The 25,903-nt window shown below is 54.3% G+C and carries 25 protein-coding genes and 5 tRNA genes; 20 read left to right on the top strand and 10 right to left on the bottom strand.

Going from position 1 to position 25,903, the window contains the following annotated elements; all coding sequences use genetic code 11:
* Nucleotides 1–28: 28 nt before the first annotated feature.
* The 9 genes from pal (at nt 29) to pnuC (ending at nt 4,165) form a co-directional block, all read left to right on the top strand.
* On the top strand, nt 29–547 hold the full coding sequence (gene pal / locus AC07NP_RS01795) for a peptidoglycan-associated lipoprotein Pal (RefSeq protein ID WP_162383422.1): 519 nt from the start codon (nt 29–31) through the stop codon (nt 545–547).
* 9 nt (nt 548–556) lie between these two features.
* Nucleotides 557–1,351, top strand: coding sequence for a cell division protein CpoB (gene cpoB / locus AC07NP_RS01800; RefSeq protein ID WP_494659382.1), 795 nt, complete (start codon nt 557–559; stop codon nt 1,349–1,351).
* Nucleotides 1,352–1,515: 164 nt separating this feature from the next.
* Nucleotides 1,516–1,591: transfer RNA gene (locus AC07NP_RS01805), tRNA-Lys, on the top strand.
* A gap of 36 nt (nt 1,592–1,627) precedes the next feature.
* Nucleotides 1,628–1,703, top strand: a tRNA-Val gene (locus tag AC07NP_RS01810).
* Between the two features lie 3 nt (nt 1,704–1,706).
* Nucleotides 1,707–1,782, top strand: a tRNA-Lys gene (locus AC07NP_RS01815).
* Nucleotides 1,783–1,928: 146 nt separating this feature from the next.
* Nucleotides 1,929–2,004: transfer RNA gene (locus tag AC07NP_RS01820), tRNA-Lys, on the top strand.
* A gap of 49 nt (nt 2,005–2,053) precedes the next feature.
* A tRNA-Lys gene (locus AC07NP_RS01825) sits at nt 2,054–2,129 on the top strand.
* 245 nt (nt 2,130–2,374) lie between these two features.
* On the top strand, nt 2,375–3,418 hold the full coding sequence (gene nadA / locus AC07NP_RS01830) for a quinolinate synthase NadA (protein ID WP_494659555.1): 1,044 nt from the start codon (nt 2,375–2,377) through the stop codon (nt 3,416–3,418).
* Between the two features lie 27 nt (nt 3,419–3,445).
* The gene (gene pnuC, locus AC07NP_RS01835; protein ID WP_494659383.1) at nt 3,446–4,165 is read left to right on the top strand and encodes a nicotinamide riboside transporter PnuC; all 720 of its coding nucleotides are present in this window, start codon (nt 3,446–3,448) and stop codon (nt 4,163–4,165) included.
* Here the strand turns inward: pnuC and zitB are convergent.
* On the bottom strand, nt 4,162–5,103 hold the full coding sequence (zitB, locus tag AC07NP_RS01840; protein ID WP_494659384.1) for a CDF family zinc transporter ZitB: 942 nt from the start codon (nt 5,101–5,103) through the stop codon (nt 4,162–4,164). The two genes, pnuC and zitB, sit on opposite strands and share 4 nt — an antisense overlap.
* 372 nt (nt 5,104–5,475) lie before the next feature.
* Between zitB and aroG the strand changes: the two genes are divergently transcribed.
* From aroG to AC07NP_RS01855, 3 genes are all read left to right on the top strand, one after another.
* Entirely contained in the window at nt 5,476–6,528 is a 1,053-nt protein-coding gene (gene aroG, locus AC07NP_RS01845) for a 3-deoxy-7-phosphoheptulonate synthase AroG (RefSeq protein WP_494659385.1), read from the top strand.
* 156 nt (nt 6,529–6,684) lie between these two features.
* Nucleotides 6,685–7,752: a FecCD family ABC transporter permease gene (locus tag AC07NP_RS01850; protein WP_494659386.1), complete on the top strand. Its 1,068-nt coding sequence runs from the start codon at nt 6,685–6,687 to the stop codon at nt 7,750–7,752.
* A complete protein-coding gene (locus AC07NP_RS01855) occupies nt 7,749–8,525 on the top strand; it encodes an ABC transporter ATP-binding protein (protein WP_494659387.1) in 777 nt (258 codons plus the stop codon). Before AC07NP_RS01850 ends, AC07NP_RS01855 begins: the two co-directional genes overlap by 4 nt.
* 45 nt (nt 8,526–8,570) lie before the next feature.
* Here the strand turns inward: AC07NP_RS01855 and gpmA are convergent, their stop codons facing one another.
* From gpmA to modE, 7 genes are all read right to left on the bottom strand, one after another.
* The gene (gpmA, locus tag AC07NP_RS01860; protein WP_494659388.1) at nt 8,571–9,323 is read right to left on the bottom strand and encodes a 2,3-diphosphoglycerate-dependent phosphoglycerate mutase; all 753 of its coding nucleotides are present in this window, start codon (nt 9,321–9,323) and stop codon (nt 8,571–8,573) included.
* A 205-nt stretch (nt 9,324–9,528) separates the two neighbouring features.
* Nucleotides 9,529–10,569, bottom strand: a complete 1,041-nt coding sequence (gene galM / locus AC07NP_RS01865; protein WP_494659389.1) for a galactose-1-epimerase — start codon at nt 10,567–10,569, stop codon at nt 9,529–9,531.
* Nucleotides 10,563–11,711: a galactokinase gene (galK, locus tag AC07NP_RS01870; protein ID WP_494659390.1), complete on the bottom strand. Its 1,149-nt coding sequence runs from the start codon at nt 11,709–11,711 to the stop codon at nt 10,563–10,565. The genes galM and galK overlap by 7 nt, the downstream gene beginning before the upstream one ends.
* A 3-nt stretch (nt 11,712–11,714) precedes the next feature.
* Nucleotides 11,715–12,761, bottom strand: a complete 1,047-nt coding sequence (gene galT / locus AC07NP_RS01875; protein WP_494659391.1) for a galactose-1-phosphate uridylyltransferase — start codon at nt 12,759–12,761, stop codon at nt 11,715–11,717.
* A gap of 9 nt (nt 12,762–12,770) precedes the next feature.
* Complete coding sequence (gene galE, locus AC07NP_RS01880; protein ID WP_494659392.1) at nt 12,771–13,787, bottom strand: UDP-glucose 4-epimerase GalE; 1,017 nt, start codon at nt 13,785–13,787, stop codon at nt 12,771–12,773.
* Nucleotides 13,788–13,994: 207 nt separating this feature from the next.
* Entirely contained in the window at nt 13,995–15,467 is a 1,473-nt protein-coding gene (modF, locus tag AC07NP_RS01885; RefSeq protein ID WP_494659393.1) for a molybdate ABC transporter ATP-binding protein ModF, read from the bottom strand.
* 67 nt (nt 15,468–15,534) lie between these two features.
* Nucleotides 15,535–16,323, bottom strand: coding sequence for a molybdenum-dependent transcriptional regulator (gene modE / locus AC07NP_RS01890; RefSeq protein WP_494659394.1), 789 nt, complete (start codon nt 16,321–16,323; stop codon nt 15,535–15,537).
* Nucleotides 16,324–16,451: 128 nt separating this feature from the next.
* Between modE and AC07NP_RS01895 the strand changes: the two genes are divergently transcribed.
* From AC07NP_RS01895 to modC, 4 genes are all read left to right on the top strand, one after another.
* Nucleotides 16,452–16,601, top strand: coding sequence for an AcrZ family multidrug efflux pump-associated protein (locus tag AC07NP_RS01895; RefSeq protein WP_301696329.1), 150 nt, complete (start codon nt 16,452–16,454; stop codon nt 16,599–16,601).
* Nucleotides 16,602–16,767: 166 nt separating this feature from the next.
* Nucleotides 16,768–17,541 (top strand): molybdate ABC transporter substrate-binding protein, encoded by a 774-nt coding sequence (gene modA, locus AC07NP_RS01900; protein WP_494659395.1) that lies wholly within the window; start codon nt 16,768–16,770, stop codon nt 17,539–17,541.
* Nucleotides 17,541–18,230 (top strand): molybdate ABC transporter permease subunit, encoded by a 690-nt coding sequence (modB, locus tag AC07NP_RS01905; protein WP_192611625.1) that lies wholly within the window; start codon nt 17,541–17,543, stop codon nt 18,228–18,230. Before modA ends, modB begins: the two co-directional genes overlap by 1 nt.
* Before the next feature lie 2 nt (nt 18,231–18,232).
* Nucleotides 18,233–19,291, top strand: coding sequence for a molybdenum ABC transporter ATP-binding protein ModC (modC, locus tag AC07NP_RS01910; protein WP_494659396.1), 1,059 nt, complete (start codon nt 18,233–18,235; stop codon nt 19,289–19,291).
* Here modC and AC07NP_RS01915 read toward each other — a convergent pair whose 3' ends face one another.
* Nucleotides 19,292–20,110 carry a pyridoxal phosphatase gene (locus AC07NP_RS01915; protein ID WP_494659397.1) on the bottom strand — a complete coding sequence of 273 codons (819 nt, stop codon included), beginning with the start codon at nt 20,108–20,110 and terminating at the stop codon, nt 19,292–19,294.
* Nucleotides 20,111–20,272: 162 nt separating this feature from the next.
* Between AC07NP_RS01915 and pgl the strand changes: the two genes are divergently transcribed.
* Nucleotides 20,273–21,268, top strand: coding sequence for a 6-phosphogluconolactonase (gene pgl, locus AC07NP_RS01920; RefSeq protein WP_494659398.1), 996 nt, complete (start codon nt 20,273–20,275; stop codon nt 21,266–21,268).
* A gap of 87 nt (nt 21,269–21,355) precedes the next feature.
* Here pgl and AC07NP_RS01925 read toward each other — a convergent pair whose 3' ends face one another.
* The gene (locus tag AC07NP_RS01925; protein ID WP_494659399.1) at nt 21,356–22,639 is read right to left on the bottom strand and encodes a putative acyl-CoA thioester hydrolase; all 1,284 of its coding nucleotides are present in this window, start codon (nt 22,637–22,639) and stop codon (nt 21,356–21,358) included.
* Between the two features lie 229 nt (nt 22,640–22,868).
* Here AC07NP_RS01925 and hutI point away from each other — a divergent pair, with 229 nt between their 5' ends.
* The 3 genes from hutI to AC07NP_RS01940 are packed head-to-tail and all read left to right on the top strand — an operon-like array spanning nt 22,869 to nt 25,807.
* Nucleotides 22,869–24,092, top strand: coding sequence for an imidazolonepropionase (gene hutI / locus AC07NP_RS01930; protein ID WP_494659400.1), 1,224 nt, complete (start codon nt 22,869–22,871; stop codon nt 24,090–24,092).
* Entirely contained in the window at nt 24,089–25,030 is a 942-nt protein-coding gene (gene hutG, locus AC07NP_RS01935) for a formimidoylglutamase (protein WP_494659401.1), read from the top strand. Before hutI ends, hutG begins: the two co-directional genes overlap by 4 nt.
* 39 nt (nt 25,031–25,069) lie before the next feature.
* Nucleotides 25,070–25,807 carry a histidine utilization repressor gene (locus AC07NP_RS01940; protein ID WP_203358424.1) on the top strand — a complete coding sequence of 246 codons (738 nt, stop codon included), beginning with the start codon at nt 25,070–25,072 and terminating at the stop codon, nt 25,805–25,807.
* The last annotated feature ends 96 nt before the right edge of the window (nt 25,808–25,903 follow it).

The raw sequence follows: 25,903 nt of genomic DNA on the forward strand, positions 1-25,903 counted from the left end.
ATAATTGATTAATAAAGGAATCATTGAAATGCAACTGAACAAAGTGCTGAAGGGGCTGATGATCGCTCTGCCTGTTATGGCAATCGCGGCATGTTCTTCTAACAAGAACGCCAGCAATGACGGCAGCGAAGGCATGATGGGTGCTGGCACTGGTATGGATGCTAATGGCAGCGGCAACATGTCCTCCGAAGAGCAAGCGCGTCTGCAGATGCAACAGCTGCAGCAGAACAACATCGTTTACTTCGATCTGGACAAGTACGATATCCGTTCTGATTTCGCTGCAATGCTGGATGCGCACGCAAACTTCCTGCGTAGCAACCCGTCTTACAAAGTCACCGTAGAAGGTCACGCGGACGAACGTGGTACTCCTGAGTACAACATCTCCCTGGGCGAACGTCGTGCTAACGCCGTGAAAATGTACCTGCAGGGTAAAGGCGTTTCTGCTGACCAGATCTCCATCGTTTCTTACGGTAAAGAAAAACCTGCAGTACTGGGTCATGACGAAGCGGCTTACTCCAAAAACCGTCGTGCCGTACTGGTTTACTAAGAGAATGACATGAGCAGTAACTTCAGACATCACCTGTTGAGTCTGTCGTTACTGGTTGGCATAGCGGCCCCCTGGGCCGCTTTTGCTCAGGCGCCAATCAGTAGTGTCGGCTCTGGCTCGGTCGAAGACCGCGTCACTCAACTCGAGCGTATTTCTAATGCTCATAGCCAGCTTTTAACCCAACTCCAGCAACAACTTTCCGATAATCAGACTGATATTGATTCCCTGCGTGGCCAAATTCAGGAAAGTCAGTATCAACTGAATCAGGTCGTTGAGCGCCAAAAGCAGATCCTGTTACAGATAGACAGTCTGAGCAGCGGTAGCGCCGCAGCGCAGCCTGCAGCTGGCGATCAAAGTGGTGCGGCAACGACTACGCCAGCACCAGCTCCTGATGCTGGAGCAGCAACGTCAGGCGCGCCCGCGTCAAGCGGAGACGCGAATACGGATTACAACGCAGCAATTGCCCTGGTGCATGATAACGCGCGTCAGGACGACGCGATTGTGGCGTTTCAGAACTTCATCAAACAATACCCGGACTCAACGTACCAGCCGAATGCCAATTACTGGCTGGGGCAGTTGAATTACAACAAGGGTAAAAAAGATGATGCAGCGTTCTATTTTGCCTCGGTAGTGAAAAACTATCCGAAGTCTCCGAAGGCTGCTGATGCGATGTTTAAAGTCGGCGTCATCATGCAGGACAAAGGCGATACAGCAAAAGCCAAAGCCGTTTACCAGCAGGTCATCACGAAATACCCTGGTACCGATGGCGCGAAACAAGCGCAAAAACGTCTCAGCGCGATGTAATGCACACCATGCGACCAGAAATCGCGTTATTTCTGGTCGTGTCGTGTGATTCCTAAGCAGTTGAGTGATCTATATCGAAATTTTTGTTGCGCTGAAATCTGAAATCAGTAATATATGCCGCCGTTGCCACGGGATATCAAACAAACCAAAAGCAGCGCAAAAGTGGGTCGTTAGCTCAGTTGGTAGAGCAGTTGACTTTTAATCAATTGGTCGCAGGTTCGAATCCTGCACGACCCACCACTAAATCAGTTAGTAAGCAGTATCCAGCGTAGTATCGGGTGATTAGCTCAGCTGGGAGAGCACCTCCCTTACAAGGAGGGGGTCGGCGGTTCGATCCCGTCATCACCCACCACTCGGGTCGTTAGCTCAGTTGGTAGAGCAGTTGACTTTTAATCAATTGGTCGCAGGTTCGAATCCTGCACGACCCACCAATTTTAACATCGAACTCAGATGTTAAGCGTGAAGGATAACGTTGCATTAGCAACGGCCCGTAGGGCGAGGCGAAGCCGAGTCATCCTGCACGACCCACCAATTTTAAATTGGTAACCGAGTAAAATCTTTCAGGTAACACCCGAATGGGGCGTTAGCTCAGTTGGTAGAGCAGTTGACTTTTAATCAATTGGTCGCAGGTTCGAATCCTGCACGCCCCACCAATATCGAGGTGGGTTCCTGAAAAAGAATTAAAGTAGTAAACCCCATATGGGGGCGTTAGCTCAGTTGGTAGAGCAGTTGACTTTTAATCAATTGGTCGCAGGTTCGAATCCTGCACGCCCCACCAGTGTAAAAAGGCGCCCTAAAGGCGCCTTTTTGCTATCTGCGATTTAGACGATTCGAACCTGCAGCAAGTTCGGGTAAACCCTGCGCCACCTGACACCAGATACATACACCCACGCTCAAAATCTCCACGACTTTCTCCACTATTTCGGCTATCTTGTTTAGCATACAAAACACTTATGTCCGATTAATGCGCGAACTGCGCTAATGACCGGCAATTTCGTTAAGCCAGTAAAACGAGAAAGCATGATGAGCGTGATGTTTGATCCAGAAGTTGCAATCTATCCGTTTCCACCAAAGCCAGCGCCGCTGAGTGTGGATGAAAAACAATTCTACCGTGAGAAAATCAAACGTCTGCTGAAAGAGCGGGATGCTGTGATGGTCGCCCACTATTACACTGACCCGGAAATCCAGCAACTGGCCGAAGAAACCGGTGGCTGTATTTCGGACTCGCTTGAAATGGCACGCTTTGGCGCGAAACATTCCGCGTCAACCCTGCTGGTTGCAGGGGTTCGCTTTATGGGGGAAACCGCCAAAATCCTCAGCCCGGAAAAAACCATCCTGATGCCGACTTTACAGGCGGAATGCTCGCTGGATTTGGGATGTCCGATCGACGCATTCAGCGCTTTTTGTGATGCGCATCCGGATCGTACCGTGGTGGTCTATGCCAACACGTCAGCCGCGGTAAAAGCGCGAGCGGACTGGGTAGTGACGTCCAGCATCGCCGTTGAACTTATTGAGCATCTTGATAGTTTAGGTGAAAAAATCATCTGGGCTCCGGACCGCCATCTGGGTAATTACGTGCAGAAACAGACCGGTGCCGACGTGCTATGCTGGCAGGGCGCCTGTATCGTACACGATGAGTTTAAAACCCAGGCCTTAACCCGCATGAAGGGACTCTATCCCAATGCCGCCGTGCTGGTACATCCTGAATCACCTCAGTCGATCGTTGATATGGCCGATGCGGTAGGGTCAACCAGTCAGCTCATTACTGCGGCGAAAACGCTGCCGCATCAGCAACTGATTGTGGCGACTGACCGGGGTATTTTCTACAAAATGCAGCAGGCGGTTCCTGAGAAAGAGCTGCTCGAAGCGCCGACGGCGGGAGAAGGTGCAACCTGTCGTAGTTGCGCTCATTGTCCGTGGATGGCGATGAACGGCCTTAAAGCGATTGCTGAAGGCCTGGAACAAGGCGGAGCGTCCCACGAAATCCATGTTGACGAAACGCTGCGAGAAGGCGCTTTATTGCCGTTAAACCGCATGCTGGAATTTGCGGCTACACTACGAGCTTAATCATGACGTTTTGCTCTGGGGGAAAAGATGGATTTTTTTAGCACGCAGAACATTCTTGTTCATATCCCAATCGGCGCGGGAGGGTACGCTCTGTCGTGGATTGAGGCTGTGGGGACTGTCGCTGGTTTATTGTGTATCGGGCTGGCGAGTCTGGAGAAGATCAGTAATTACTTTTTTGGTCTGATTAACGTTACGTTGTTCGCCATTATCTTTTTTCAGATCCAACTCTATGCCAGCCTGCTGTTACAGGTTTTTTTCTTTGCCGCCAATATCTATGGCTGGTATGCCTGGTCCCGACAAACGAGTCAACATGAAGCGGAACTGAAAATTCGCTGGCTGCCGTTGCCAAAAGCGCTGAGCTGCCTGGCTATCTGCGTGGTCGCCATTGGTTTGATGACGGTATTCATCGACCCGGTATTCGCTTTCCTGACAAAAATTGCTGTGAATATTATGCAGACGCTGGGGTTGCAGGTCACTGCGCCTGAGCTACAGCCTGACGCCTTCCCTTTCTGGGATTCCTGCATGATGGTGCTGTCGATTGTGGCGATGATCCTGATGACGCGCAAATACGTTGAAAACTGGCTACTGTGGGTGGTTATCAACGTCATTAGCGTTGTGATCTTCGCGCTACAGGGGGTCTACGCGATGTCGCTGGAATACCTGATCCTGACGTTTATTGCCCTGAACGGCAGTCGGATGTGGATCAACAGCGCGCGCGACCGAGGCTCACGCGCACTTTCCCATTAATGGTGGTGATGTATATGCCCGGATTGCCTCTGGTTCAGCTGGCAATCCGGGCCGTTACAGGGTTGATACTCTAACTGTATGGTGGCGTGTTCAATCTGGTAATGGTGGATCAGAAAATGTTGGATGCGCGCCAGCAACGCATCATGATCGTGCGGCGGGATCACCTGCACATGCATCGTCATCACCGGTTTCTCGCCGACCATCCAGACATGCACATGGTGCACATTACGTACTTCCGGGATATCCCTGCTGAGATGGCGCTGTAAAGCAGCAATATCCAGGGAAACCGGTGCGCCTTCCAGAAGTTCGTTGACGCTGTCTTTCAACAAACGCCATGCGCTTCTTAGTACCAGCAGAGAAACCAGAATCGAGAGGATCGGGTCGGCAGGCGTCCAGCCCGTCCAGATGATTATCAACGCAGCGATGATCGCCCCGACCGATCCCAGTAAGTCTCCCATCACATGCAGGGCAGCGGCCCTGACGTTGAGATTTTTTTCTTCACTGCCGCGGTGCAGTATCCAGAACGAAAGCACATTGGCCATCAGTCCGGCAACGGCGATGACCATCATCATGCCACCTGCAACGGGTCGCGGTGTGTAGAAACGTTCAATGGCCTCCCAGACGATCAAAATGGTGATTACGACCAGCGCGATGGCATTAACAAACGCAGCCAGTGTCGTGAGTCTTAGCCAGCCGAAGGTATGGCGGATTGTGGGCGGTCGCCGGGCAAACTGTACGGCCAGCAGTGCAAAGAGCAGGGCGGCGGCATCGGTGAGCATGTGGCCAGCATCCGCCAACAGTGCCAGCGAGCCAGAGAGTATTCCGCCCACCACCTCAACCAGCATAAATCCGGCAGTGACACAAAACGCGAACAGCAACCGGCGGGCATTTTTGTCTTCCGGCAGGTGAGGTGAAGTATGAGTATGTGAGTGCGCCATGGTGTCATCCCTTTGTTATTCTCATCATTACTGTATGACATCATACGGATTTATGACTGACAAAATAAAAAGGAGAGCTTTTGCTCTCCCGGTATCAGCCAAATTTTCAGGTATTGGGGCTCAGCAGAAAGGCGCTAACGACTGCGGAACGGCGATTTAGCGCAGCATAGAATCTGGAAAATAATTTTAATATGAGCAATTGGAGTTGAAAGTTGTAGGCTAGATCTCGTTTTTCCCTACTTTATGGCGTTTTTGAACTGATTTCAGGATTAATCCATGCAAACTGTAAAACCCAGTTTACACTTTCAGGATGAAGATATAGATTGGAGGGATTGCATTCATTTATATAAGTATGGCAACGCTGGAATAATCATGAATTATCAGAACGACGATTTACGCATTAAAGAGATCAACGAGTTATTACCGCCGGTCGCACTCCTGGAAAAATTCCCCGCTACTGAAAACGCTGCCAACACGGTAGCGCATGCCCGTAAAGCGATTCATAAAATTCTGAAAGGCAATGACGATCGCCTGCTGGTGGTGATTGGGCCGTGTTCAATTCATGATCCGGCGGCGGCCAAAGAGTATGCGGCTCGCCTGCTGGCACTGCGTGAAGAGTTAAAAGACGAGCTTGAGATCGTCATGCGCGTTTATTTTGAAAAACCGCGCACCACCGTGGGCTGGAAAGGGCTGATCAACGATCCGCATATGGATAACAGCTTCCAGATCAACGATGGTCTGCGTATCGCCCGTAAGTTATTGCTGGATATCAATGATAGCGGTTTACCGGCTGCTGGTGAGTTCCTTGACATGATCACCCCACAATACCTTGCTGACCTGATGAGCTGGGGCGCCATTGGGGCGCGTACTACCGAATCGCAGGTTCACCGTGAGCTGGCTTCAGGACTTTCCTGCCCGGTAGGATTCAAAAATGGCACCGATGGCACGATCAAGGTCGCCATTGACGCTATCAACGCCGCAGGGGCGCCGCACTGTTTCCTCTCCGTCACTAAATGGGGTCACTCCGCGATTGTGAATACCAGCGGAAATGGCGACTGCCATATCATTCTGCGTGGCGGGAAAGAACCGAACTACAGCGCGCAGCATGTCGCTGTCGTGAAAGAGGGTCTTGGGAAAGCCGGGCTGCCTTCGCAGGTGATGATCGATTTTAGCCACGCCAACTCCAGCAAGCAGTTCAAAAAGCAGATGGATGTGTGCGCGGATGTTTGCCAGCAAATTGCTGGCGGAGAAAAAGCGATTATTGGCGTGATGGTAGAGAGCCATCTGGTCGAAGGGAATCAAAACCTGGAAGGCGGTGAACCGCTGACCTACGGTAAAAGCATTACCGATGCCTGTATTGGTTGGGAAGACACCGACTCGCTGCTGCGTAAGTTGTCGAATGCGGTGAAAGCACGCCGCGGATAATCCTGCTTACCTGCATCTAAGCCGACTCTGACAGTCGGCTTTTTTTGTGCCCCCACACTCGAAATATAAAAAAATATATAACGATGGCCTGGTACGGTATAATCACCCTTCCGACCCCGTAAGAATAAGATTTGCCACGCATCCTGATGAAATACTATGTCGTCCTCCGCTAATGTCACCTCCCCGAACGCCATTCTGCGTCTCTACCGGCAGGTTGTGCGTCAACGCTTACTGCTGGCGCTGGTGATTACTCTGGCGATTCTGGCTTCGTTGGTGCTTGATTCAACCCTTGGCGCGTCAGGTTTACCGTTCGGTGAACTCTGGGAAACGCTGTTGCATCCTGCCAGCGCGAATGCCGGGGTTCGCGTGATTGTCTGGGATATTCGCTTGCCGTATGCGCTGATGGCGCTGCTGATCGGGATGGCGCTTGGGCTGGCGGGGGCCGAAATGCAAACCATTTTGAACAACCCGCTGGCGAGTCCTTTTACACTCGGGGTTTCATCTGCCGCGGCGTTTGGTGCGGCGCTGGCGATTGTGCTGGGCATCGGGATTCCGGGTATTCCTGCGGCCTGGTTTATCCCCGCCAATGCTTTTGCGTTTGCCTTATTTTCCGCGTTGTTACTGGATGGCATCACCCGCTGGACGCGCGTTGCGACGTCGGGCGTAGTGCTGTTCGGTATTGCCCTGGTGTTTACCTTCAATGCGCTGGTTTCAATGCTGCAGTTTGTGGCAGATGAAGATACGTTGCAGGGACTGGTTTTCTGGACGATGGGCAGTCTGACCCGCGCCTCATGGGAAAAACTTGGCGTGCTGGCGGTAGTTTTCGTCGTTGTCTCGTGCTGGTCAATGCGCAGCGCCTGGCAACTGACGGCATTGCGGCTGGGAGAAGAGAGGGCGATGAGCTTCGGTATTGATGTCCGGCGTTTGCGTCTGGCCGCGTTATTGCGCATTAGTCTGCTCTCCGCGCTTTCGGTGGCGTTTGTTGGGCCGATTGGTTTTATCGGTCTGGTGGCGCCACATATTGCGCGAATGCTGTTTGGGGAAGATCACTGTTTTTATCTGCCAGGCAGCGTGTTGACCGGTGGGCTTGTGCTTTCTCTGGCGTCGGTCGCCTCCAAAAACATAGTGCCTGGCGTGATCATTCCGGTGGGAATTGTGACGTCACTGGTGGGCGTACCGTTTTTCCTGAGCATCATTCTTCGTCAACGGGGAAGCGGTCTATGAGCGGACTGATGATTAAGGGGCTGTATGCCGGTTATCCGAAGCACCCCGTGATTGGCAATCTGAGCATTCCTGAACTGCCGCGCGGCAAAATCACGGTGCTGCTGGGACCTAACGGCTGTGGAAAGTCGACATTGTTACGTGCGCTGGCTGGCTTAACGAAAGCCCGTGGGGAAGTGCTTTTGGGTGATGAAAACCTGATGTCGCTGCCGTTTGCCCGGCGTGCGCAGAAGGTGGTGTTTTTACCTCAGTCATTGCCGCAGGGCGTGCACTTGCAGGTGCTGGAGTCTGTGCTGGTGGCGCAACGCGCAGCGGGCGGAAATAACGCTTCGCAGGATCAGGCGCAGGTACTGGCACTACTTGAACATTTGGGCATTTCGCATCTCGCGCTGCATTATCTCGACAGGCTCTCTGGCGGTCAGCGGCAACTGGTCGGACTGGCGCAATCACTGATCCGCCGTCCCGAGCTTTTGCTACTGGATGAGCCACTTAGCGCACTGGATCTGAATTATCAGTTGCACGTTATGGAACGGATTGCTCAGGAGACGCGAACGCGTCAGCTGGTGACGCTGGTGGTGGTGCACGATATGAATATGGCATTACGCTTCGGCGAACATATTGTGATGCTCAAAGACGGTAAGCTGGTGGCGAGCGGCGCGCCGCAAGCGGTGATTACCGCAGAACGTCTGGCGCAGGTGTACAACGTGCGTGGTCGCGTGGAACGGTGTTCGCAGGGGAGGGCGCAGGTGATACTGGATGGGGTTATCGGGGTATAAGCACCGGGTAGCCAATCGATGACGAATCGCTACCCGGAAAATGAATTACTTCGCTTTGCCCTGATTCGCAACGGCCGCCGCTTTTGCTGCGATCTCGTCAGCATTACCCAGGTAGTAACGTTTGATTGGCTTGAAGTTTTCGTCGAACTCATACACCAGCGGTACGCCGGTCGGGATATTCAGTTCAAGAATTTCATCTTCGCCCATATTATCCAGGTATTTCACCAGCGCGCGCAGGGAGTTACCGTGAGCGGCGATAATGACGCGCTCACCGCTTTTGATGCGCGGCAGAATGGATTCATTCCAGTAAGGGATGACACGATCAATGGTTAGCGCCAGGCTTTCGGTGACCGGCAGTTCTTTGTCAGTCAGTGTGGCATAGCGTGGATCGTGACCCGGGAAGCGCTCATCGTCTTTGCTCAGCTCTGGCGGTGTTACCGCAAAGCCACGACGCCACTGTTTCACCTGCTCATCACCGTATTTCTCTGCGGTTTCAGCTTTGTTCAGACCCTGTAGCGCACCGTAGTGACGCTCGTTCAGTTTCCAGGATTTCTCTACCGGCAGCCAGGCCTGATCCAGTTCGTCCAGCACGTTCCACAGGGTGTGGATGGCACGTTTCAGCACAGAGGTATAAGCAAAATCAAAGCTATAGCCTTCATCTTTCAGCAGTTTACCTGCCGCTTTTGCTTCGCCCACGCCTTTCTCAGACAGATCAACATCGTACCAGCCGGTGAAGCGGTTTTCGTTGTTCCACTGACTTTCACCATGACGTACCAGAACCAGCTTAGTTACAGCCATATGCTTACTCCTCAACCTTCATTTAATGATAATAATTCTCATTATATTGCCGTGACGCCTCAGCGGCAATCCTTATGCATAACCATAGCGAAAATAGTGACGCAGTGTAAGGTTCTTGTGAACTCATGGTTGCGATTTTGTCTTCAGGTGATGGGGATTTGAGCAGGATGGAGATAAAACCGCCCTCCTTTCGGAGGGCGCTGAATCAGGCAGGGATAAACTGATATTCCGTCAGGCTCACATACTCTTCGCCCGGGTGAAGAATACAGTCTGGCTGCGGCCATTCCGGATGGTTTGGACTGTCCGGCAGGAATTCACTTTCCAGCGCCAGGCCTTGCCAGTCGGCATACGCGTCCGGCCCACGGGAAGGTGTGCCGCCCAGGTAGTTACCGGAATAAAATTGTAGCGCTGGCGCGGAGGTGTACACCTTCATCTGCAATTTTTCATCCTGTGACCACAGATGCGCGCAAGGGGTGCGAGCATCGCCCCTGGCCTGCAACAAAAAGGCGTGGTCATATCCCTTCACTTTGCGTTGATCGCCATCAGCAAGAAACGCACTGGCAATTGTTTTCGCCTGGCGGAAATCGAATGAGGTACCGGCAACGGATTTCAGCCCTTCACGCGGGATGCCCCCTTCATCAACCGGCAGATAATCATCAGCCAGAATCTGCAGCTTATGATTGCGGACATCGGTCACATCGCCATCCAGGTTGAAATAAACGTGGTTGGTCAGATTAACCGGGCAGGGCTTATCCACCGCCGCACGATAGGTGATCGAAATACGGTTGTCCTCGGTCAGTCGATATTGCGCGGTGGCGCACAGACGTCCCGGGAAGCCCTGGTCGCCATCCTCGGATGTCAGCGCAAACAACACCTGACAATCGTTCTGGTTGACCACCTGCCAGCGACGTTTATCAAAACCGTCGGGTCCGCCATGCAGCTGGTTCTCGCCCTGACTTGGCAGCAAACTGACCGTTTCACCCGCGTAGCTGTAGCGGCTATCGGCGATGCGGTTAGCATAACGACCGACCGATGCGCCGAGAAACGCCGATTGTTCGGGATACTGTTCCGGGCTGGAGCAGCCCAGCAAGGCTTCGCGAACGCTCCCGTCGCTCAGGGGGATGCGGGCGGAAAGAAGCGTGGCGCCCCAGTCCATCAGCGTGACCACCATCCCTGCGCGGTTGCGCAGGGTCAGCAGGCGAAACGGCTGACCATCGGGTGCCAGCGCTGGGGTTTCATTTAGCACAGTCCGGCTCCTTGTGAAGGTTTGCAGACGTAGAAGGTTTCTTTGATACCGGTTTTTGCTTCGTACTGCTCAGCAACGGCGTGTTGTACGGCGGGTACTAACGCTTCCGGGATCAGCGCGACGATGCAACCGCCGAAGCCGCCGCCGGTCATGCGCACGCCGCCGTTTTCGCCAATGGTCTCTTTGACGATCTCAACCAGCGTATCGATCTGCGGTACGGTGATTTCAAAATCATCACGCATGGAGGCGTGAGATTCCGCCATCAGCTCACCCATCCGTTTCAGGTCACCGTTTTCCAGCGCGTTTGCCGCTTCAACGGTGCGCGCGTTTTCGGTCAGGACGTGACGAACGCGTTTTGCCACCACCGGATCCAACTGACTTGCTACGGCGTTGAAGGCGTCAAGGCTGACATCGCGCAGGGCAGGCTGCTGGAAGAAGCGTGCGCCCGTTTCGCACTGTTCGCGGCGAGTGTTGTATTCACTGCCCACCAGCGTACGTTTAAAGTTGCTGTTGATGATAACGATCGCCACGCCTTTTGGCATCGATACCGCTTTGGTGCCCAGTGAACGGCAATCGATAAGCAAGGCATGGTCTTTCTTGCCCAGCGCGGAGATCAGCTGATCCATGATGCCGCAGTTGCAGCCAACAAATTGATTTTCTGCTTCCTGACCGTTGAGCGCGATTTGCGCGCCATCCAGCGGCAGATGATAAAGCTGCTGGAACACGGTGCCCACGGCCACTTCCAGCGCAGCGGAAGAGCTTAATCCCGCGCCCTGCGGTACGTTACCGCTAATCACTAAATCGGCGCCGCCAAAACCCGCGTGACGTTTTTGCAGGTGTTTTACCACGCCGCGTACGTAGTTTGACCATTGCTGGCTGTCATGGGTGACGATGGGGGCATCGAGGGAGAATTCGTCAACCTGATTGTCATAATCGACGGCAATGACGCGGACTTTACGATCGTCGCGCGTCGCACAGCTGATCACCGTCTGATAATCGATAGCGCAGGGCAGTACGAAACCGTCATTGTAATCGGTATGTTCGCCGATCAGATTAACGCGACCTGGCGCCTGAATGGTGTGGGTGGCAGGGTAGCCAAAAATTTCTGCAAACAGAGATTGTGTGTTCTCTTTCAGACTCATTTTTTAAACTCCGGATTCGCGAAAATGGATGTCGCTGACCGCACGCAGGCGTTCTGCCGCTTGTTCAGCCGTCAGATCACGCTGGGTTTCCGCCAGCATTTCGTAACCGACCATAAATTTACGCACGGTCGCGGAGCGCAGCAGCGGCGGATAAAAGTGTGCGTGCAGTTGCCAGTGTTCGTTCGCTTCGCCGTTAAATGGCGCGCCGTGCCAGCCCATGGAGTAGGGGAATGAGCACTGGAACAGGTTGTCATAACGACTGGTCAGTTTTTTCAACGCCAGCGCCAAATCGGCGCGCTGGTCATCGGTCAGATCGGTCATGCGCAATACATGCGCTTTTGGCAACAGCAAGGTTTCAAATGGCCAGGCTGCCCAGTAGGGGACGACCGCTAACCAGTGCTCGGTTTCCACGACGGTGCGGCTGCCATCGGCCAGTTCACGCTGAACATAATCCACCAGCATCGGGGAACCCTGCTCAGCAAAGTAGGCTTTTTGCAAACGATCTTCACGTTCGGCTTCGTTGGGCAGGAAGCTGTTAGCCCAAACCTGACCGTGTGGATGCGGGTTGGAACACCCCATTGCCGCACCTTTGTTCTCGAAAACCTGCACCCACGGATACGTTTTCCCCAGCTCGGCCGTTTGTTCCTGCCAGGTTTTAACGATTTCCGTCAGTGCCGGAACGCTCAATTCGGGTAAGGTTTTGCTGTGATCCGGAGAAAAACAGATAACCCGACTGGTGCCGCGCGCGCTCTGGCAACGCATCAGTGGATCGTGGCTCTCCGGCGCGTCCGGCGTGTCGGACATTAAGGCGGCAAAGTCGTTGGTAAAAACGTAGGTCCCGGTGTAGTTGGGGTTTTTATCACCGGTCACACGGGTGTTGCCTGCGCACAGGAAACAGTCCGGATCGTGAGCTGGCAGGCGTTCGTTAGACGGTGTTTCCTGCGCCCCTTGCCAGGGGCGTTTCGCACGATGCGGCGAAACCAGAATCCATTGCCCGGTGAGCGGGTTAAAGCGGCGATGTGGATGATCGACAGGGTTAAATTGCGTCATGATTGTTCCTTAATCCGGATATCCCTGCGGATGGCGTGACTGCCAGTGCCAGGTATCTTGCGCCATTTCGTCAAGCGTACGGGTAACGCGCCAGTTCAGTTCGCGGTCTGCTTTGCTGGCATCTGCCCAGTAGGCGGGAAGATCGCCTTCGCGACGCGGGGCAAAATGGTAGTTCACCGGTTTGCCGCAGGCTTTGCTGAAGGCGTTGACGACGTCCAGCACGCTGCTGCCAACACCTGCGCCAAGGTTATAAATGTGTACGCCTTGTTTACCGGCCAGTTTTTCCATCGCGGCGACGTGCCCGTCGGCGAGATCCATCACGTGGATGTAGTCGCGCACGCCGGTGCCGTCTTCGGTCGGGTAGTCGTTGCCAAAGATAGCGAGTGAATCGCGACGACCCACTGCCACCTGGGCGATGTAGGGCATCAGGTTATTCGGAATGCCCTGCGGGTCTTCGCCCATATCACCTGACGGATGCGCGCCGACCGGGTTGAAGTAACGCAACAGCGCGATGCTCCAGTCCGGCTGCGCTTTTTGCAGATCGGTGAGGATCTGTTCGACCATCAGTTTGCTTTTGCCGTACGGGCTTTGCGGCGTACCGGTCGGGAAGCTTTCGACATAAGGAATTTTCGGCTGGTCGCCGTAAACGGTGGCGGAGGAGCTAAAGATGAAGTTTTTGACGCCGGCAGCGCGCATGGCGCCGATCAGACGCAGGGTGCCGTTAACGTTGTTGTCATAATATTCCAGCGGTTTAGCGACGGATTCGCCAACGGCTTTCAGACCAGCAAAGTGAATCACGGTATCAATCGCGTGATCGTGCAGGATTTCGGTCATCAGCGCTTCGTTGCGGATATCGCCTTCAACGAAACTCGGATGCTTTTCGCCTAAACGTTCAATAACGGGCAGTACACTGCGCTTACTGTTGCAGAGGTTATCAAGGATGATGACGTCGTGACCGTTTTTCAGCAACTGTACGCAAGTATGGCTTCCTATGTAACCGCTACCACCTGTAACCAAAACTCTCATAATTCGCTCCGTTAAGCCTATGGTATGGAATAAACATAGCATAACAAAGTTGCGAAAAGTGTGATACGGAATAAATTAGTGGAATCGTTTACACTTCGGTATTTTTATGTCCGTCATTCAATGACGTCATTGTAAATCATAGGATTAAGGAACGGTTGCGGTGTTTGTCCGAAAAAAAGGGCGCATTGACGCGCCCACGGATGAAAATCACTGCCGTGCTGTCTGCCGGTAGAGATACCCGTCGCCATCCGGCACAAACTCCAGGCGATGGGTGATACAGTCTGGCGCGTCTTCGGCGTGGTGAGAGACAAACAACAGCTGAGTTTCCCCTTCACCGATCAGTACATCGACAAAGCGGCGGACAAGCTGACGGTTTAGCGGGTCCAGCCCCTGTAGCGGCTCATCGAGGATCAGCAGCGTGGGGTGTTTCACCAGCGCGCGGACAATCAGCGCCAGCCGCTGTTGTCCCCAGGAAAGACTATGAAACGGCGCGTCGGCGGTGCGCTTATCCATTCCAAGAATATCCAGCCACTGCTGCACCAGCTTGCGCTGCCTGTCCGAGACGGCCTGATAGATGCCTATAGAATCAAAAAAGCCTGACAGGATCACATTACGTAGCGTGGTACTGACACGGTAGTCAAGGTGCAGACTGCTGCTGACATAGCCAATGTGTTTTTTGATATCCCACAGGGTTTCACCACTGCCGCGACGACGGCCAAACAGCGTCAGATCGTTGCTATAGCCCTGGGGATGATCGCCGGTGACCAGGCTGAGTAACGTCGATTTTCCTGCGCCATTAGGACCGACAATCTGCCAGTGCTCGCCCGGATTTACCTGCCAGCTCAGGCGGTTGAGGATAGGGCGATCGTTGTAGGAAACGACGCCGTCTTTCAGAACAATTCGCGCCTCTGTCTCCGGCAGGGTATGGCGCGCGGAAGGGACATCGGGTTCTGGTAATTGCATGCCAGCCAGTTGCTCGCTGTGGGCGAGTTGGGCGATCAGCGCCTGTTGTAACAGAGCGGATTTTTCGCCGGTTTCTGTCAGCGTGCAGTCTGCGAGGACGCCAGCAAATTGCACGAAGTCAGGTATCTCATCGAAGCGGTTTAAGACCAGCACGAGCGTGTAGCCCGATTGATGCAGGGTGGCGAGAAGCTCCGCTAACTGGCGGCGGGAAGCCACGTCAAGCCCGTCAAACGGCTCGTCGAGGATCAGCAAATCGGGTTCAGACATCAGCGCCTGGCAGAGCAGGGTTTTGCGCGTTTCGCCGGTGGAGAGGTATTTAAAACGTCGGGTGAGTAACCCGGAGATGCCAAACTGCGCTGCGAGTTCCGCGCAGCGGGAGGGGTTTTTGACCTCTTCCTGGATAATTTCCGCCGTCGTGCGCCCGGTATCTTCTTCGCCAGGGCTGAGCAGATCGGTGTTGTTCCGCTGCCATTCATCGCTGACCAGTTGCTGCAACTGTTCAAATGAGAGGCGAGTCCTGCGCGTAAAGGCGCACTGGCGTTCGCCTTTTAATAAGGGGAGTTCACCCGCCAGTGCTCGCGCCAGCGCGGATTTTCCACTGCCGTTGGCGCCCACAAACGCCCAGCTATCACCCGCATTCAACGTAAACGTGTTCAGTTGAAGCGTTTTGGTATCGCTCAGACGAAACGTGCCTTGCGAAATATGCAACGATGACATTTTATATCCCATTTTTTGCAGCGATGAACCACAGGGATACGTCTTTCGTGAAACAATGTCAATGTGCTTAGCACAACGTGGCGATAATCACGTTGTCCGCGTTAAACCAGGCCGTCACGTTGGCGCCTTCTTCCAGCCTGGCGGCCTCTTCAACCGGCACTGTGGCGCACAAGGTCTGACCATCCGGAAGTGTCATCAGCACTTCACATTGCCCGGTGCCGCGTTCGATATGGCTGATGGTGCCCTGAAGCTGATTGTCGGCTGCCTGTGCGGTGGCATCGTCCTGGGTAATGCCCACCCAGGGTGCTTTCAGAAGGATCAGTACCTCTTTACCTTCATTCAGACCCAAACGCTCGCCGCTTTGCGCCGTGATTGCCACTTTCAGTCGCGTTTCACCGTCGGCTAACAGGACGTCGACGTGCTGCTGTACCTGATCGTGGTTACGCGAGGTGATCGTGCCAAACCACTGGTTGCGGGCGCTGGTTTGCAGTGAAAAACGGGAGATGGCCGCCAGCAGACTATTGAGAGGTAACGCATCGTCGTCGCTCAGCACATCGAAGGCTTTTTGCTGAATCTGCGCCAGTAAATCGTAAAGCTGGATCAGCCGTTGACCATAACGCGTCAACACCGCGCCACCGCCGCCTTTGCCGCCCGTTGCGCGCTCTACGAGCGTCTGTTCGCTGAGCTGGTTCATCTCGTTAATCGCATCCCAGGCACTTTTGTAGCTGATGCCTGCATCTTTCGCTCCCTGACTAATGGAGCCGGAAAGCGCAATGTGCTTAAGCAGAGAAATGCGTCGTGGGTCCGCAAACAATTTTTGCTGAAGTTTCAGGGTGAGAAGGATTTCGGCTTGCATAACAAGATCCTGGCAAAAGGGTTATTGTGACGGAAAACGGCGGGCGCGCAAAGCCGATAGCACAAAAGGGGAGTGCTTTTCTCGTTTATAAGGTTAGAATAACTGAAGGATTATATCTGGAGTTGACCATGTTAGAGTTATTGAAAAGTCTGGTATTCGCCGTAATCATGGTACCTGTAGTCATGGCCGTCATCCTCGGAATGATTTACGGCCTGGGAGAAGTGTTCAACATTTTCTCCAGTATCGGTAAAAAAGACCAGCCCAGACAGAACCATTAATTCCCCAAACGCCCGCTCAGTCGGGCGTTTTTGTTTTCTCAAGATCCTGCTTTCCCTGCCGATATTTTCTTTGTGTCACCTCTCATGGTCGTGAATAACCGCTGGGCAAATGTTGGCAATATCGTTATATTTGCGAATACATAACGATATTCAAAAGGAGTTACAGATGGCTCGTACATGGTTACGCCTGTTTGCCGGGGCAACATTATCTTTAACCGTTGCTGGTCAAGCGCTGGCGGATGAAGGGAAAATCACCGTCTTTGCGGCGGCGTCACTGACCAACGCAATGCAGGATATTGCCGCACAGTACAAAAAAGAGAAGAACGTTGACGTCGTCTCTTCTTTTGCGTCTTCGTCAACGCTGGCACGCCAGATTGAGGCGGGCGCGCCTGCCGATCTGTTTATCTCTGCCGATCAGAAATGGATGGATTACGTCGTAGATAAAAAAGCGATAGATACCGGTTCGCGTCAAACGCTGCTGGGTAACAGCCTGGTGGTTGTCGCACCGCAAGCGAGCGAGCAGAAAGCGTTCACTATCGACAGCAAAACCCCCTGGACGCAGCTGCTGAACGGCGGACGTCTGGCCGTTGGCGATCCCGAGCACGTTCCTGCTGGCATCTACGCCAAAGAAGCGCTGCAAAAACTGGGTGCATGGGATACTCTGGCGGCGAAACTGGCACCGGCTGAAGATGTTCGCGGTGCGCTGGCGTTAGTGGAACGTAACGAAGCGCCGCTGGGGATTGTTTACGGCTCTGATGCTGTTGCCAGTAAAGGTGTGAAGGTGGTGAGCACCTTCCCGGAAGATTCGCATAAAAAAGTAGAATATCCGGTAGCGATTGTCGATGGACACAAAAACGCCACGGTCAGCGCGTTCTATGACTACCTGAAAGGACCGCAGGCTTCTGACATTTTTAAACGTTATGGATTTACGACGAAGTAATGATACTGACCGATCCAGAATGGCAGGCCGTATTACTGAGCCTGAAAGTCTCTTCCCTGGCCGTGCTGTTTAGCCTGCCGTTTGGGATCTTTTTTGCCTGGTTACTTGTCCGGTGCACGTTTCCAGGCAAAGCCCTGCTCGATAGCGTGCTGCATCTTCCGTTGGTGTTACCGCCCGTGGTGGTGGGCTATCTCCTGCTGGTTGCGATGGGGCGACGCGGATTTATCGGCCAGTGGCTGTATGATGTGTTCGGCATCACCTTTGCGTTTAGCTGGCGCGGCGCGGTGCTGGCGGCCGCCGTCATGTCTTTCCCGTTGATGGTGCGGGCCATTCGCCTGGCGCTGGAAGGGGTGGACGTCAAACTGGAACAGGCCGCCCGCACGCTCGGCGCAGGCCGCTGGCGCGTGTTTCTGACCATTACGTTGCCGCTCACTCTGCCGGGTATCATTGTTGGTACGGTGCTGGCGTTTGCCCGTTCGCTCGGCGAGTTTGGTGCAACCATTACCTTTGTTTCCAATATCCCCGGTGAAACGCGCACCATTCCGTCCGCGATGTATACCCTGATCCAGACTCCTGGAGGGGAAAGCGCGGCGGCGAGACTGTGTTTGATTTCTATCGTGCTGGCGCTGATTTCCCTGTTGGTTTCGGAATGGCTGGCCCGTATTAGCCGTGAACGGACGGGGAGATAACGATGCTGGAACTCAACTTCTCCCAGACATTAGGCACACATTGCCTGACGCTCAACGAAACGTTGCCTGCCAGCGGGATCACCGCGATTTTTGGTGTTTCCGGCGCCGGGAAAACGTCGCTCATTAATGCCATCAGTGGTCTGACGCGCCCGCAAACCGGGCGCATCGTGCTCAACGGCCGGGTGCTGAACGATGTCGAAAACGGCATTTGTTTAACCCCGGAAAAACGGCGCGTGGGATATGTTTTTCAGGATGCTCGCCTGTTCCCTCATTATAAAGTGCGCGGCAATCTTCGTTACGGTATGGCAAAGAGCATGGCCGGGCAGTTTGATAAACTGGTGGCCTTGCTGGGTATTGAACCGCTGCTTGACCGCTTGCCAGGAAGCCTTTCCGGCGGTGAAAAGCAACGCGTGGCCATCGGGCGGGCGTTGCTGACGGCGCCAGAACTCCTGTTGCTGGATGAACCGCTGGCCTCGCTGGATATTCCGCGTAAGCGCGAACTGCTGCCTTACCTGCAACGCCTGGCGCGTGAAATCAATATTCCCATGTTGTATGTCAGCCACTCCCTTGATGAGATCTTGCACCTGGCGGATAAAGTCATGGTGCTGGAAAACGGTCAGGTGAAAGCCTTTGGCGCGCTGGAAGAGGTGTGGGGGAGCAATGTCATGCATCCGTGGCTGCCGCAGGAGCAGCAGAGCAGTATTCTGAAAGTCAGCGTGCTGGAACACCATCCGCATTATGCGATGACGGCGCTGGCCCTCGGGGATCAGCATCTGTGGGTGAGCAAGCTTGATGAGCCGCTGCAAACCGCGATGCGCATTCGCATTCAGGCCTCGGATGTCTCACTGGTACTGCAACCGCCGCAGCAAACCAGTATCCGTAATATTTTGCGCGCCAAAGTGGCGCAGTGTTATGACGACAAAGGACAAGTTGAAGTACAACTGGAGATTGGGGGCAAGACCCTGTGGGCGAGGATCAGCCCGTGGGCCAGGGATGAGTTGGGTATCAAACCTGGCCTGTGGCTGTACGCGCAAATCAAGAGCGTGTCGATTACCGCCTGATTACAGCAGATGAGAATAGATAAACGCCGCAATGCTGTCGGTGGTGTTGTCGCCGATGACAACATTGGCCCGCGCTTTCACCGCGTCCTCGGCATTGCCCATAGCGACGCCGGTGCCAGCGGCTTCCAGCATGCTGATATCGTTAAAGTTATCACCGAACGCAATCACGTCTTGCATTGAGCCTCCCTGGGCCTCAACCCACTGCGTCAGGCGTTTCCCTTTGCTGTTGCCTTTACGCGCAATATCAACCTGATCGTGCCACGACCATTCGCACTCCAGCCCCAAAGTCTGTCCGACGTGCTGACCAAACTGTTGCAGTTTAGGAATATCTTCGTCCGTCAGGGCGAACTTCCAGACGGCATTCACCTCATGCGCGGCCTGCGCCAGCGAAGGCACCTGGGTAAATGTCGGGCGCTGTTCCGGCGGCAGAGCTTGCGCCCAGTTAGTGGTGCGAATCACGTGCCCGGTAGGGCGCTCATAGAGCATGGCATCATCAACGTACATCAGTCCGTGGATCTGGTGATCATCAAGCATATCGATTAACTGCAGCGCCTGATCCACTGGCATTGGATCCGATTCCAGTACGCTTTTTGCATGATAATCATACAAATAGGTGCCGTTACAGCAAATTGCAGGTGTATCCAGCGCCAGCGCCTGATAAAAAGGGTGAATAGCAACGTGATGACGACCGGTGACAATGATAAGTTGATACCCGGCTTTTCTGGCGCGCGAAAGTGCCTCAAGAGAGGAGGGTAACAAGGTCTTTTTCGGGGTCAGCAAGGTACCGTCTAAATCCAGAGCAATCACGCGAGCGGTCATAGATATTTCCAGGTTAAGGTTGAGAGTTTTGTCTGAGAGAATGGTACACCGAGAAGAGAGTCGGGCAAAACTCTGAGCGTTAATTCAGAATTCATCGTTAAAAGCGACTACGTTAAGCTGTATCCGGTTATTGCAGCCAGTTGCCAAAGCAAAGGAGCATTCATGAAGCAAACAGTTTATACCGCCAGCCCTGAAAGCCAGCAAATTCACGTCTGGAGCCTGAATCATGAAGGCGTGTTGACGCTTGTGCAGGTGGTTGACGTACCCGGCCAGGTTCAGCCGATGGTGGTCAGTCCGGATAAGCGCTATCTCTACGTTGGCGTGCGTCCGGAGTTTCGCGTACTGGCGTATCGCATTGCGCCAGACGACGGTTCACTGACGTTTGCAGCACAGTCCGCATTGCCGGGCAGTCCGACGCATATTTCCACCGATCGCCAGGGGCGCTTTGTCTTTGTCGGATCCTACAATGCCGGAAACGTCAGCGTGACGCGTCTGGAAGATGGGCTACCTGTTGAGGTGGTGGATGTCGTTGAAGGGCTGGAGGGATGCCACTCTGCGAATATCTCGCCGGATAATCGTACCTTGTGGGTTCCGGCGCTCAAACAGGATCGCATTTGCCTGTTTACGCTCAGCGACGACGGCAAGCTGGTGGCGCAGGAACCAGCGGAAGTGACGACGGTTGAGGGTGCAGGTCCACGCCATATGGCATTCCACCCGAACCAGCAATACACCTACTGCGTGAATGAGCTGAACAGCTCTGTGGATGTCTGGGAACTCAAAGATCCCCATGGCAACGTGGAGTGCGTACAAACGCTGGATATGATGCCTGCTGATTTCTCCGACACGCGCTGGGCGGCAGACATTCACATTACGCCGGATGGCCGTCATCTGTATGCCTGCGATCGTACTGCCAGTCTGATTACGGTGTTCAGCGTTTCTGAAGATGGTAGCGTGCTGACCAAAGAAGGTTACCAGCCGACGGAAACCCAGCCGCGTGGCTTCAATGTTGATCATCAGGGGAAATATCTGATCGCCGCCGGGCAAAAGTCGCATCATATTGCGGTGTATGACATTGTCGGAGAGCAGGGGCTACTAAGCGAAAAAGCGCGCTATGCGGTGGGTCAGGGGCCAATGTGGGTGGTGGTTAACGCGTACTAATTGTGTGTCGCAGGCCGGATAAGGCGTTTCAGCCATTATCCGGCGCATGACCCGGTAGTGCATGCGCTTACCGGGCCAGGACTGCGATTACTGCTTCGGTTCTGCAACCACTTTGCTGCCTAACCCGCGGTTGTTGTACTCCCACAGGCGGTTGAAGTTGGTGTCGTTCAGGTTGCGCTGAACTTCTCCCTTATCATCCATCGTACCGGTGTTTCCCGTAAACGGGTGTTTGAAAATCGCGGTATCAGCCCACGGTTTGGCCATATTAAAGCCTTCATTGATCACGCTATCGCGGATCACCACCTGACCGTTGGTGTTGGTATCGACATCCAGCGAGCGGCCCAGTTGCGCGACATTATCACCACTTGCCGTGAAACGGCTGTTGGTGGCAAGGAAGCCGTAGAAGACGTTGGACAGCGTTGCCGGGGCGAAAACGTAAGCTTCTTTTTGGGTACGGGAGTTCACAACGCGGAAGTCTGTGTTGTCAAACACCACGGCACCACGACCAGAAACAATATCCACATCCCCTTCGAGGTAGCTATTGGTTACCAGCGTGCGCGGCTGACGATCGTTTTGCAGACGGTTTTGCACGCTGCTGTTGGTCACCAGGAAGGTGTTCTGACGACCGAGAAGGTTCACATTGTTGATCTGAACTTTGTCGCCGTCGGTGCGCAGGGCAACGGCTGGGTGGTGACCGTCATCTACGCTATCACCGAGATTGTTTTCGATAGTCAGGTTCTGCAATTGCAGGCCGTTATTCTGTGACCAGAAAGCCGCTGAACACATGACGCCAATGTTCGCGTTACGTTGGCTCTGGCAGCTGTCAAACATATACCACGCAGGTTTACCCGGCATATATTTACCGCCCGGGTTTACCGCGCGACGCCAGTCAGCAATGCTCATATCGCCATCAATGGCATATCCAATTTTCACATCAATCGGCTTCTCGCCCATACCGTACAGCGTCAGGCTGCCAGGTGCGGCCGGAATGTACACGGTACCCTGATATTCGCCTGGCATGATCGCGATAAACTGACGCTTATTGGTACGTTTGGTAATTGCCGCATCTACTGCCGCCTGAATCGTCGTATGCGTGACGCCCTGCGTGCCTGCCGGGCCGACCACAAAGTCAGGCTGTGCAGGCAGAGAAATAGAAGAAGGCGACCACGGTGCCGTATTCGGCGTCAGTGAAGCGAAATAATGAGCAGCAACAAAGTTCTGTGCTTCATTCGCCGACAGGATCGGACGCGAGGACGTTCCAGGCGCAGTCTGATCGGAAGGGATTTGATCGGGCGGCGTAGAGCTACAGGCGGTCAGCGTCACGCCAAAAGCCAGTGCCAGCGCCAGACGGGAAACCGATAATGTGTTCACGGGTTGCTCCGGGCTTTGAAAGTTAAATTAATTCCATTGAAGCCTGCTTTTTTATACTAAGTTGGGCGAAACGGGAAGGCGAAAAGGCAAAAAGTTCATTTTAGGAAGCGGATGCCCCGTGGATTGGGCCGACACGTCACAAATAAGCAACATTTATCGTTCCCCCGGTTGACAATAGTGCTGGAATAAAAATAAATGTCTATACAACCTATGACAAGTGGTGGATGGAATGCGGCAACTTTTACCTGATGACGTTATCTGGCGTAATGTCCGGCTGGCGACCATGGATCCCGAACGTAACACGCCGTATGGCATGGTCGAGGGGCATGCGCTGGTGGTGCGTCAGGGCAACATACTGGATATTGTCCCCGAATCATCATTAGACGCGGCGCAGGGCAAGACGTTTGATATGCAGGGTCGCCTGGTCACGCCGGGATTGATCGACTGCCATACGCACCTGATCTTTGGCGGCAACCGCGCCGCAGAATGGGAACAGCGGCTGAACGGGGTTTCGTATCAACAGATTAGCGCGCAGGGCGGCGGTATTAATTCGACCGTGGCGGCGACGCGAAAAGCCTCCGCTGACGATCTGCTTGCCATCGCACGGGCCAGACTGGCGCGTCTTGTTAAAGAAGGCGTCACGCTGCTGGAGATAAAGTCTGGCTACGGTCTGGATTTACCCACAGAAGAGAAGATGCTGCAGGTTATCGCGGCGCTGGCGTCTGAGAACACCGTGGAAATCAGTCCTACGTTACTGGCGGCGCACGCCACGCCAGCGGAATATCGCGACAATCCTGACGGTTACATCACGCAGGTGTGCGAGTCGATGCTGCCTCATTTATGGGAAAAGGGGCTGTTTGAGACCGTGGATCTGTTCTGCGAAAGCGTCGGTTTTAACCTGGCGCAAAGCGAGCGCGTATTCCAGGCCGCGCAGGCGCTGGGGATCCCGGTTAAGGGGCATGTTGAGCAACTCTCTTTGCTGGGCGGCGCGCAGTTGGTCAGCCGCTATCACGGTCTGTCTGCCGATCATATCGAATATCTGGACGAAGCGGGCGTGGCGGCGATGCGCCAAAGCGGTACCGTTGGCGTCCTGCTGCCGGGGGCGTTTTATTTTCTCAAAGAAACCCAGCGCCCACCGGTTGAACTGCTGCGCCGCTACCAGGTGCCGATGGCTGTCGCCACCGATTTTAACCCAGGCACCAGCCCGTTCATTAGCTTGCATCTGGCGATGAACATGGCCTGCGTTCAGTTTGGGTTAACGCCGGAAGAGGCATGGGCTGGCGTCACACGCCATGCTGCGCGCGCGCTCGGGCGACAGGCAACCCATGGGCAGCTTAAAGCGGGCTATGTGGCTGATTTTGTGGTCTGGGATGCGGCGCTTCCGGTTGAAATCCTTTACGAACCGGGCCGTAACCCGCTGTATCAACGCGTTTTCAGAGGGCAGATAAAATGACGCAATGGCAACCGACCCCCCGTTCTTTGTGGCAGGGGCGTGATGACAGCGCGGAAGCCGCCAATGCGCTGCGCCTGTTCCAGACAATCACGCTCAGCCCGACATTCTCCCCATCCTCATACCCGGAGAACATCGCGTTACTGGGGTTTGCCTGTGATGAAGGCGTAAAGCGTAATCAGGGGCGTCCAGGTGCGGCGGGCGCACCGGATGCGCTGCGAAAAGCGCTGGCGAATCTGGCGGCGCATCAGGGGCATGACCGGCTGGTAGATTTAGGCAATATCATCGCGCAGGCTCCCGATCTTGAAGCGGCACAACACGCCTTGCGTGACGCCGTACGACAGTGTCAGCAGGCCAATATGCGTACCCTGGTGTTAGGCGGTGGGCATGAAACCGCATTTGGTCATGGGGCTGGCGTTCTGGATGCGTTCCCGGATGCGCGCATTGGGATCCTCAATCTGGATGCGCATCTGGATCTTCGCCAGGCCGAAAGGGCAACGTCCGGCACGCCGTTTCGGCAACTGGCCCAGCTTTGCGAGGCGCAGGAGCGCGAGTTTCATTATGCCTGCTTTGGTGTGAGTCGGGCGGCAAATACCGCTGCCTTATGGGATGAAGCGCAACGGCGTAAGGTGACGGTCGTTGAGGATCTGGACTGCGGCGACGCACAACCACAGCTGTCGCAGTTTATCGCCAGCGTGGACAAAATCTATCTGACTATCGATCTCGACGTGCTTCCCGTCTGGGAAATGCCTGCGGTTTCCGCGCCAGCGGCGCTTGGGGTGCCGCTGGCCACCGTGATGCGGTTAGTTGAACCTGTTTGTCGAAGCGGTAAACTCCAGGCGGTGGATATGGTTGAATTTAACCCCCGCTTTGACGATGATGGCAAAGCAGCGCGAGTTGCGGCGCGGCTTGGCTGGCAAATCGCGCACTGGTGGCACTAACACCAGACCCACTTTTATACGCATAAGGAAGGCTCTTGCATGTTTCCCTCTCGCTCACGTTCTGCCACGGCCAGCGCGCCTGCGCCCTTTTATGAAAAGGTCAAACAGGCCATCAGCGAAAAAATCGCCAGCGGGATCTGGCAACCCCATGACCGTATTCCGTCGGAAGCGGAACTGGTGGCGCAGTATGGTTTCAGTCGAATGACCATCAACCGGGCGCTGCGGGAGCTAACCGATGAGGGGCTGCTGGTGCGCCTGCAGGGCGTCGGGACATTTGTCGCGGAGCCGAAAGGACAATCGGCGCTGTTTGAAATCCGCAGCATTGCAGACGAAATCGTTGCCCGTCACCACCAGCACCGCTGTGAAGTGCTGACACTGGAGAGCACGCAGGCGACGGCATTGCAGGCGGCGGCGCTCAACGTCAAAGAAGGCACGCCCATTTTCCATTCTATTATGGTGCATTACGAAGACGCTCTGCCGGTGCAAATTGAGGATCGCTGTGTGAATGCGGAGGTGGTGCCGGAGTATCTCTCTCAGGATTACCAGCAGACAACGCCGCATGCCTATTTGTCGCTGATCGCCCCGCTGACGGAAGGGGAGCACATTGTCGAGGCGGTACGCGCCACGGCGGAAGAGTGCGCCTTGTTAAATATCAAAGAACATGACCCGTGTCTGCTGATCCGTCGTACCACCTGGTCGGCAACGCAGATCGTCTCCCATGCGCGTTTACTCTTTCCGGGGTCGCGTTATCGCCTGCAAGGCCATTTTATGTCCTGACCGGACAACAGCGAAAACCGTGATTGCTGACGCAATATAACAAAAATGTATCATTTCTGTTAATTGCGTCCTTGCGATAGCTTGTATAGACAAGTA

It is taken from the genome of Citrobacter sp. GW821-FHT07H02 (assembly GCF_059418505.1).

Bases quoted from the DNA above. Each gene is read 5' to 3' on its own strand.
- pal (WP_162383422.1), top strand. From the start codon at position 29: ATGCAACTGAACAAAGTGCTGAAGGGGCTGATGATCGCTCTGCCTGTT.
- cpoB (WP_494659382.1), top strand. From the start codon at position 557: ATGAGCAGTAACTTCAGACATCACCTGTTGAGTCTGTCGTTACTGGTT.
- nadA (WP_494659555.1), top strand. From the start codon at position 2,375: ATGAGCGTGATGTTTGATCCAGAAGTTGCAATCTATCCGTTTCCACCA.
- pnuC (WP_494659383.1), top strand. From the start codon at position 3,446: ATGGATTTTTTTAGCACGCAGAACATTCTTGTTCATATCCCAATCGGC.
- zitB (WP_494659384.1), bottom strand. From the start codon at position 5,103: ATGGCGCACTCACATACTCATACTTCACCTCACCTGCCGGAAGACAAA.
- aroG (WP_494659385.1), top strand. From the start codon at position 5,476: ATGAATTATCAGAACGACGATTTACGCATTAAAGAGATCAACGAGTTA.
- AC07NP_RS01850 (WP_494659386.1), top strand. From the start codon at position 6,685: ATGTCGTCCTCCGCTAATGTCACCTCCCCGAACGCCATTCTGCGTCTC.
- AC07NP_RS01855 (WP_494659387.1), top strand. From the start codon at position 7,749: ATGAGCGGACTGATGATTAAGGGGCTGTATGCCGGTTATCCGAAGCAC.
- gpmA (WP_494659388.1), bottom strand. From the start codon at position 9,323: ATGGCTGTAACTAAGCTGGTTCTGGTACGTCATGGTGAAAGTCAGTGG.
- galK (WP_494659390.1), bottom strand. From the start codon at position 11,711: ATGAGTCTGAAAGAGAACACACAATCTCTGTTTGCAGAAATTTTTGGC.
- galT (WP_494659391.1), bottom strand. From the start codon at position 12,761: ATGACGCAATTTAACCCTGTCGATCATCCACATCGCCGCTTTAACCCG.
- galE (WP_494659392.1), bottom strand. From the start codon at position 13,787: ATGAGAGTTTTGGTTACAGGTGGTAGCGGTTACATAGGAAGCCATACT.
- modF (WP_494659393.1), bottom strand. From the start codon at position 15,467: ATGTCATCGTTGCATATTTCGCAAGGCACGTTTCGTCTGAGCGATACC.
- modE (WP_494659394.1), bottom strand. From the start codon at position 16,323: ATGCAAGCCGAAATCCTTCTCACCCTGAAACTTCAGCAAAAATTGTTT.
- AC07NP_RS01895 (WP_301696329.1), top strand. From the start codon at position 16,452: ATGTTAGAGTTATTGAAAAGTCTGGTATTCGCCGTAATCATGGTACCT.
- modA (WP_494659395.1), top strand. From the start codon at position 16,768: ATGGCTCGTACATGGTTACGCCTGTTTGCCGGGGCAACATTATCTTTA.
- modB (WP_192611625.1), top strand. From the start codon at position 17,541: ATGATACTGACCGATCCAGAATGGCAGGCCGTATTACTGAGCCTGAAA.
- modC (WP_494659396.1), top strand. From the start codon at position 18,233: ATGCTGGAACTCAACTTCTCCCAGACATTAGGCACACATTGCCTGACG.
- AC07NP_RS01915 (WP_494659397.1), bottom strand. From the start codon at position 20,110: ATGACCGCTCGCGTGATTGCTCTGGATTTAGACGGTACCTTGCTGACC.
- pgl (WP_494659398.1), top strand. From the start codon at position 20,273: ATGAAGCAAACAGTTTATACCGCCAGCCCTGAAAGCCAGCAAATTCAC.
- hutI (WP_494659400.1), top strand. From the start codon at position 22,869: ATGCGGCAACTTTTACCTGATGACGTTATCTGGCGTAATGTCCGGCTG.
- hutG (WP_494659401.1), top strand. From the start codon at position 24,089: ATGACGCAATGGCAACCGACCCCCCGTTCTTTGTGGCAGGGGCGTGAT.
- AC07NP_RS01940 (WP_203358424.1), top strand. From the start codon at position 25,070: ATGTTTCCCTCTCGCTCACGTTCTGCCACGGCCAGCGCGCCTGCGCCC.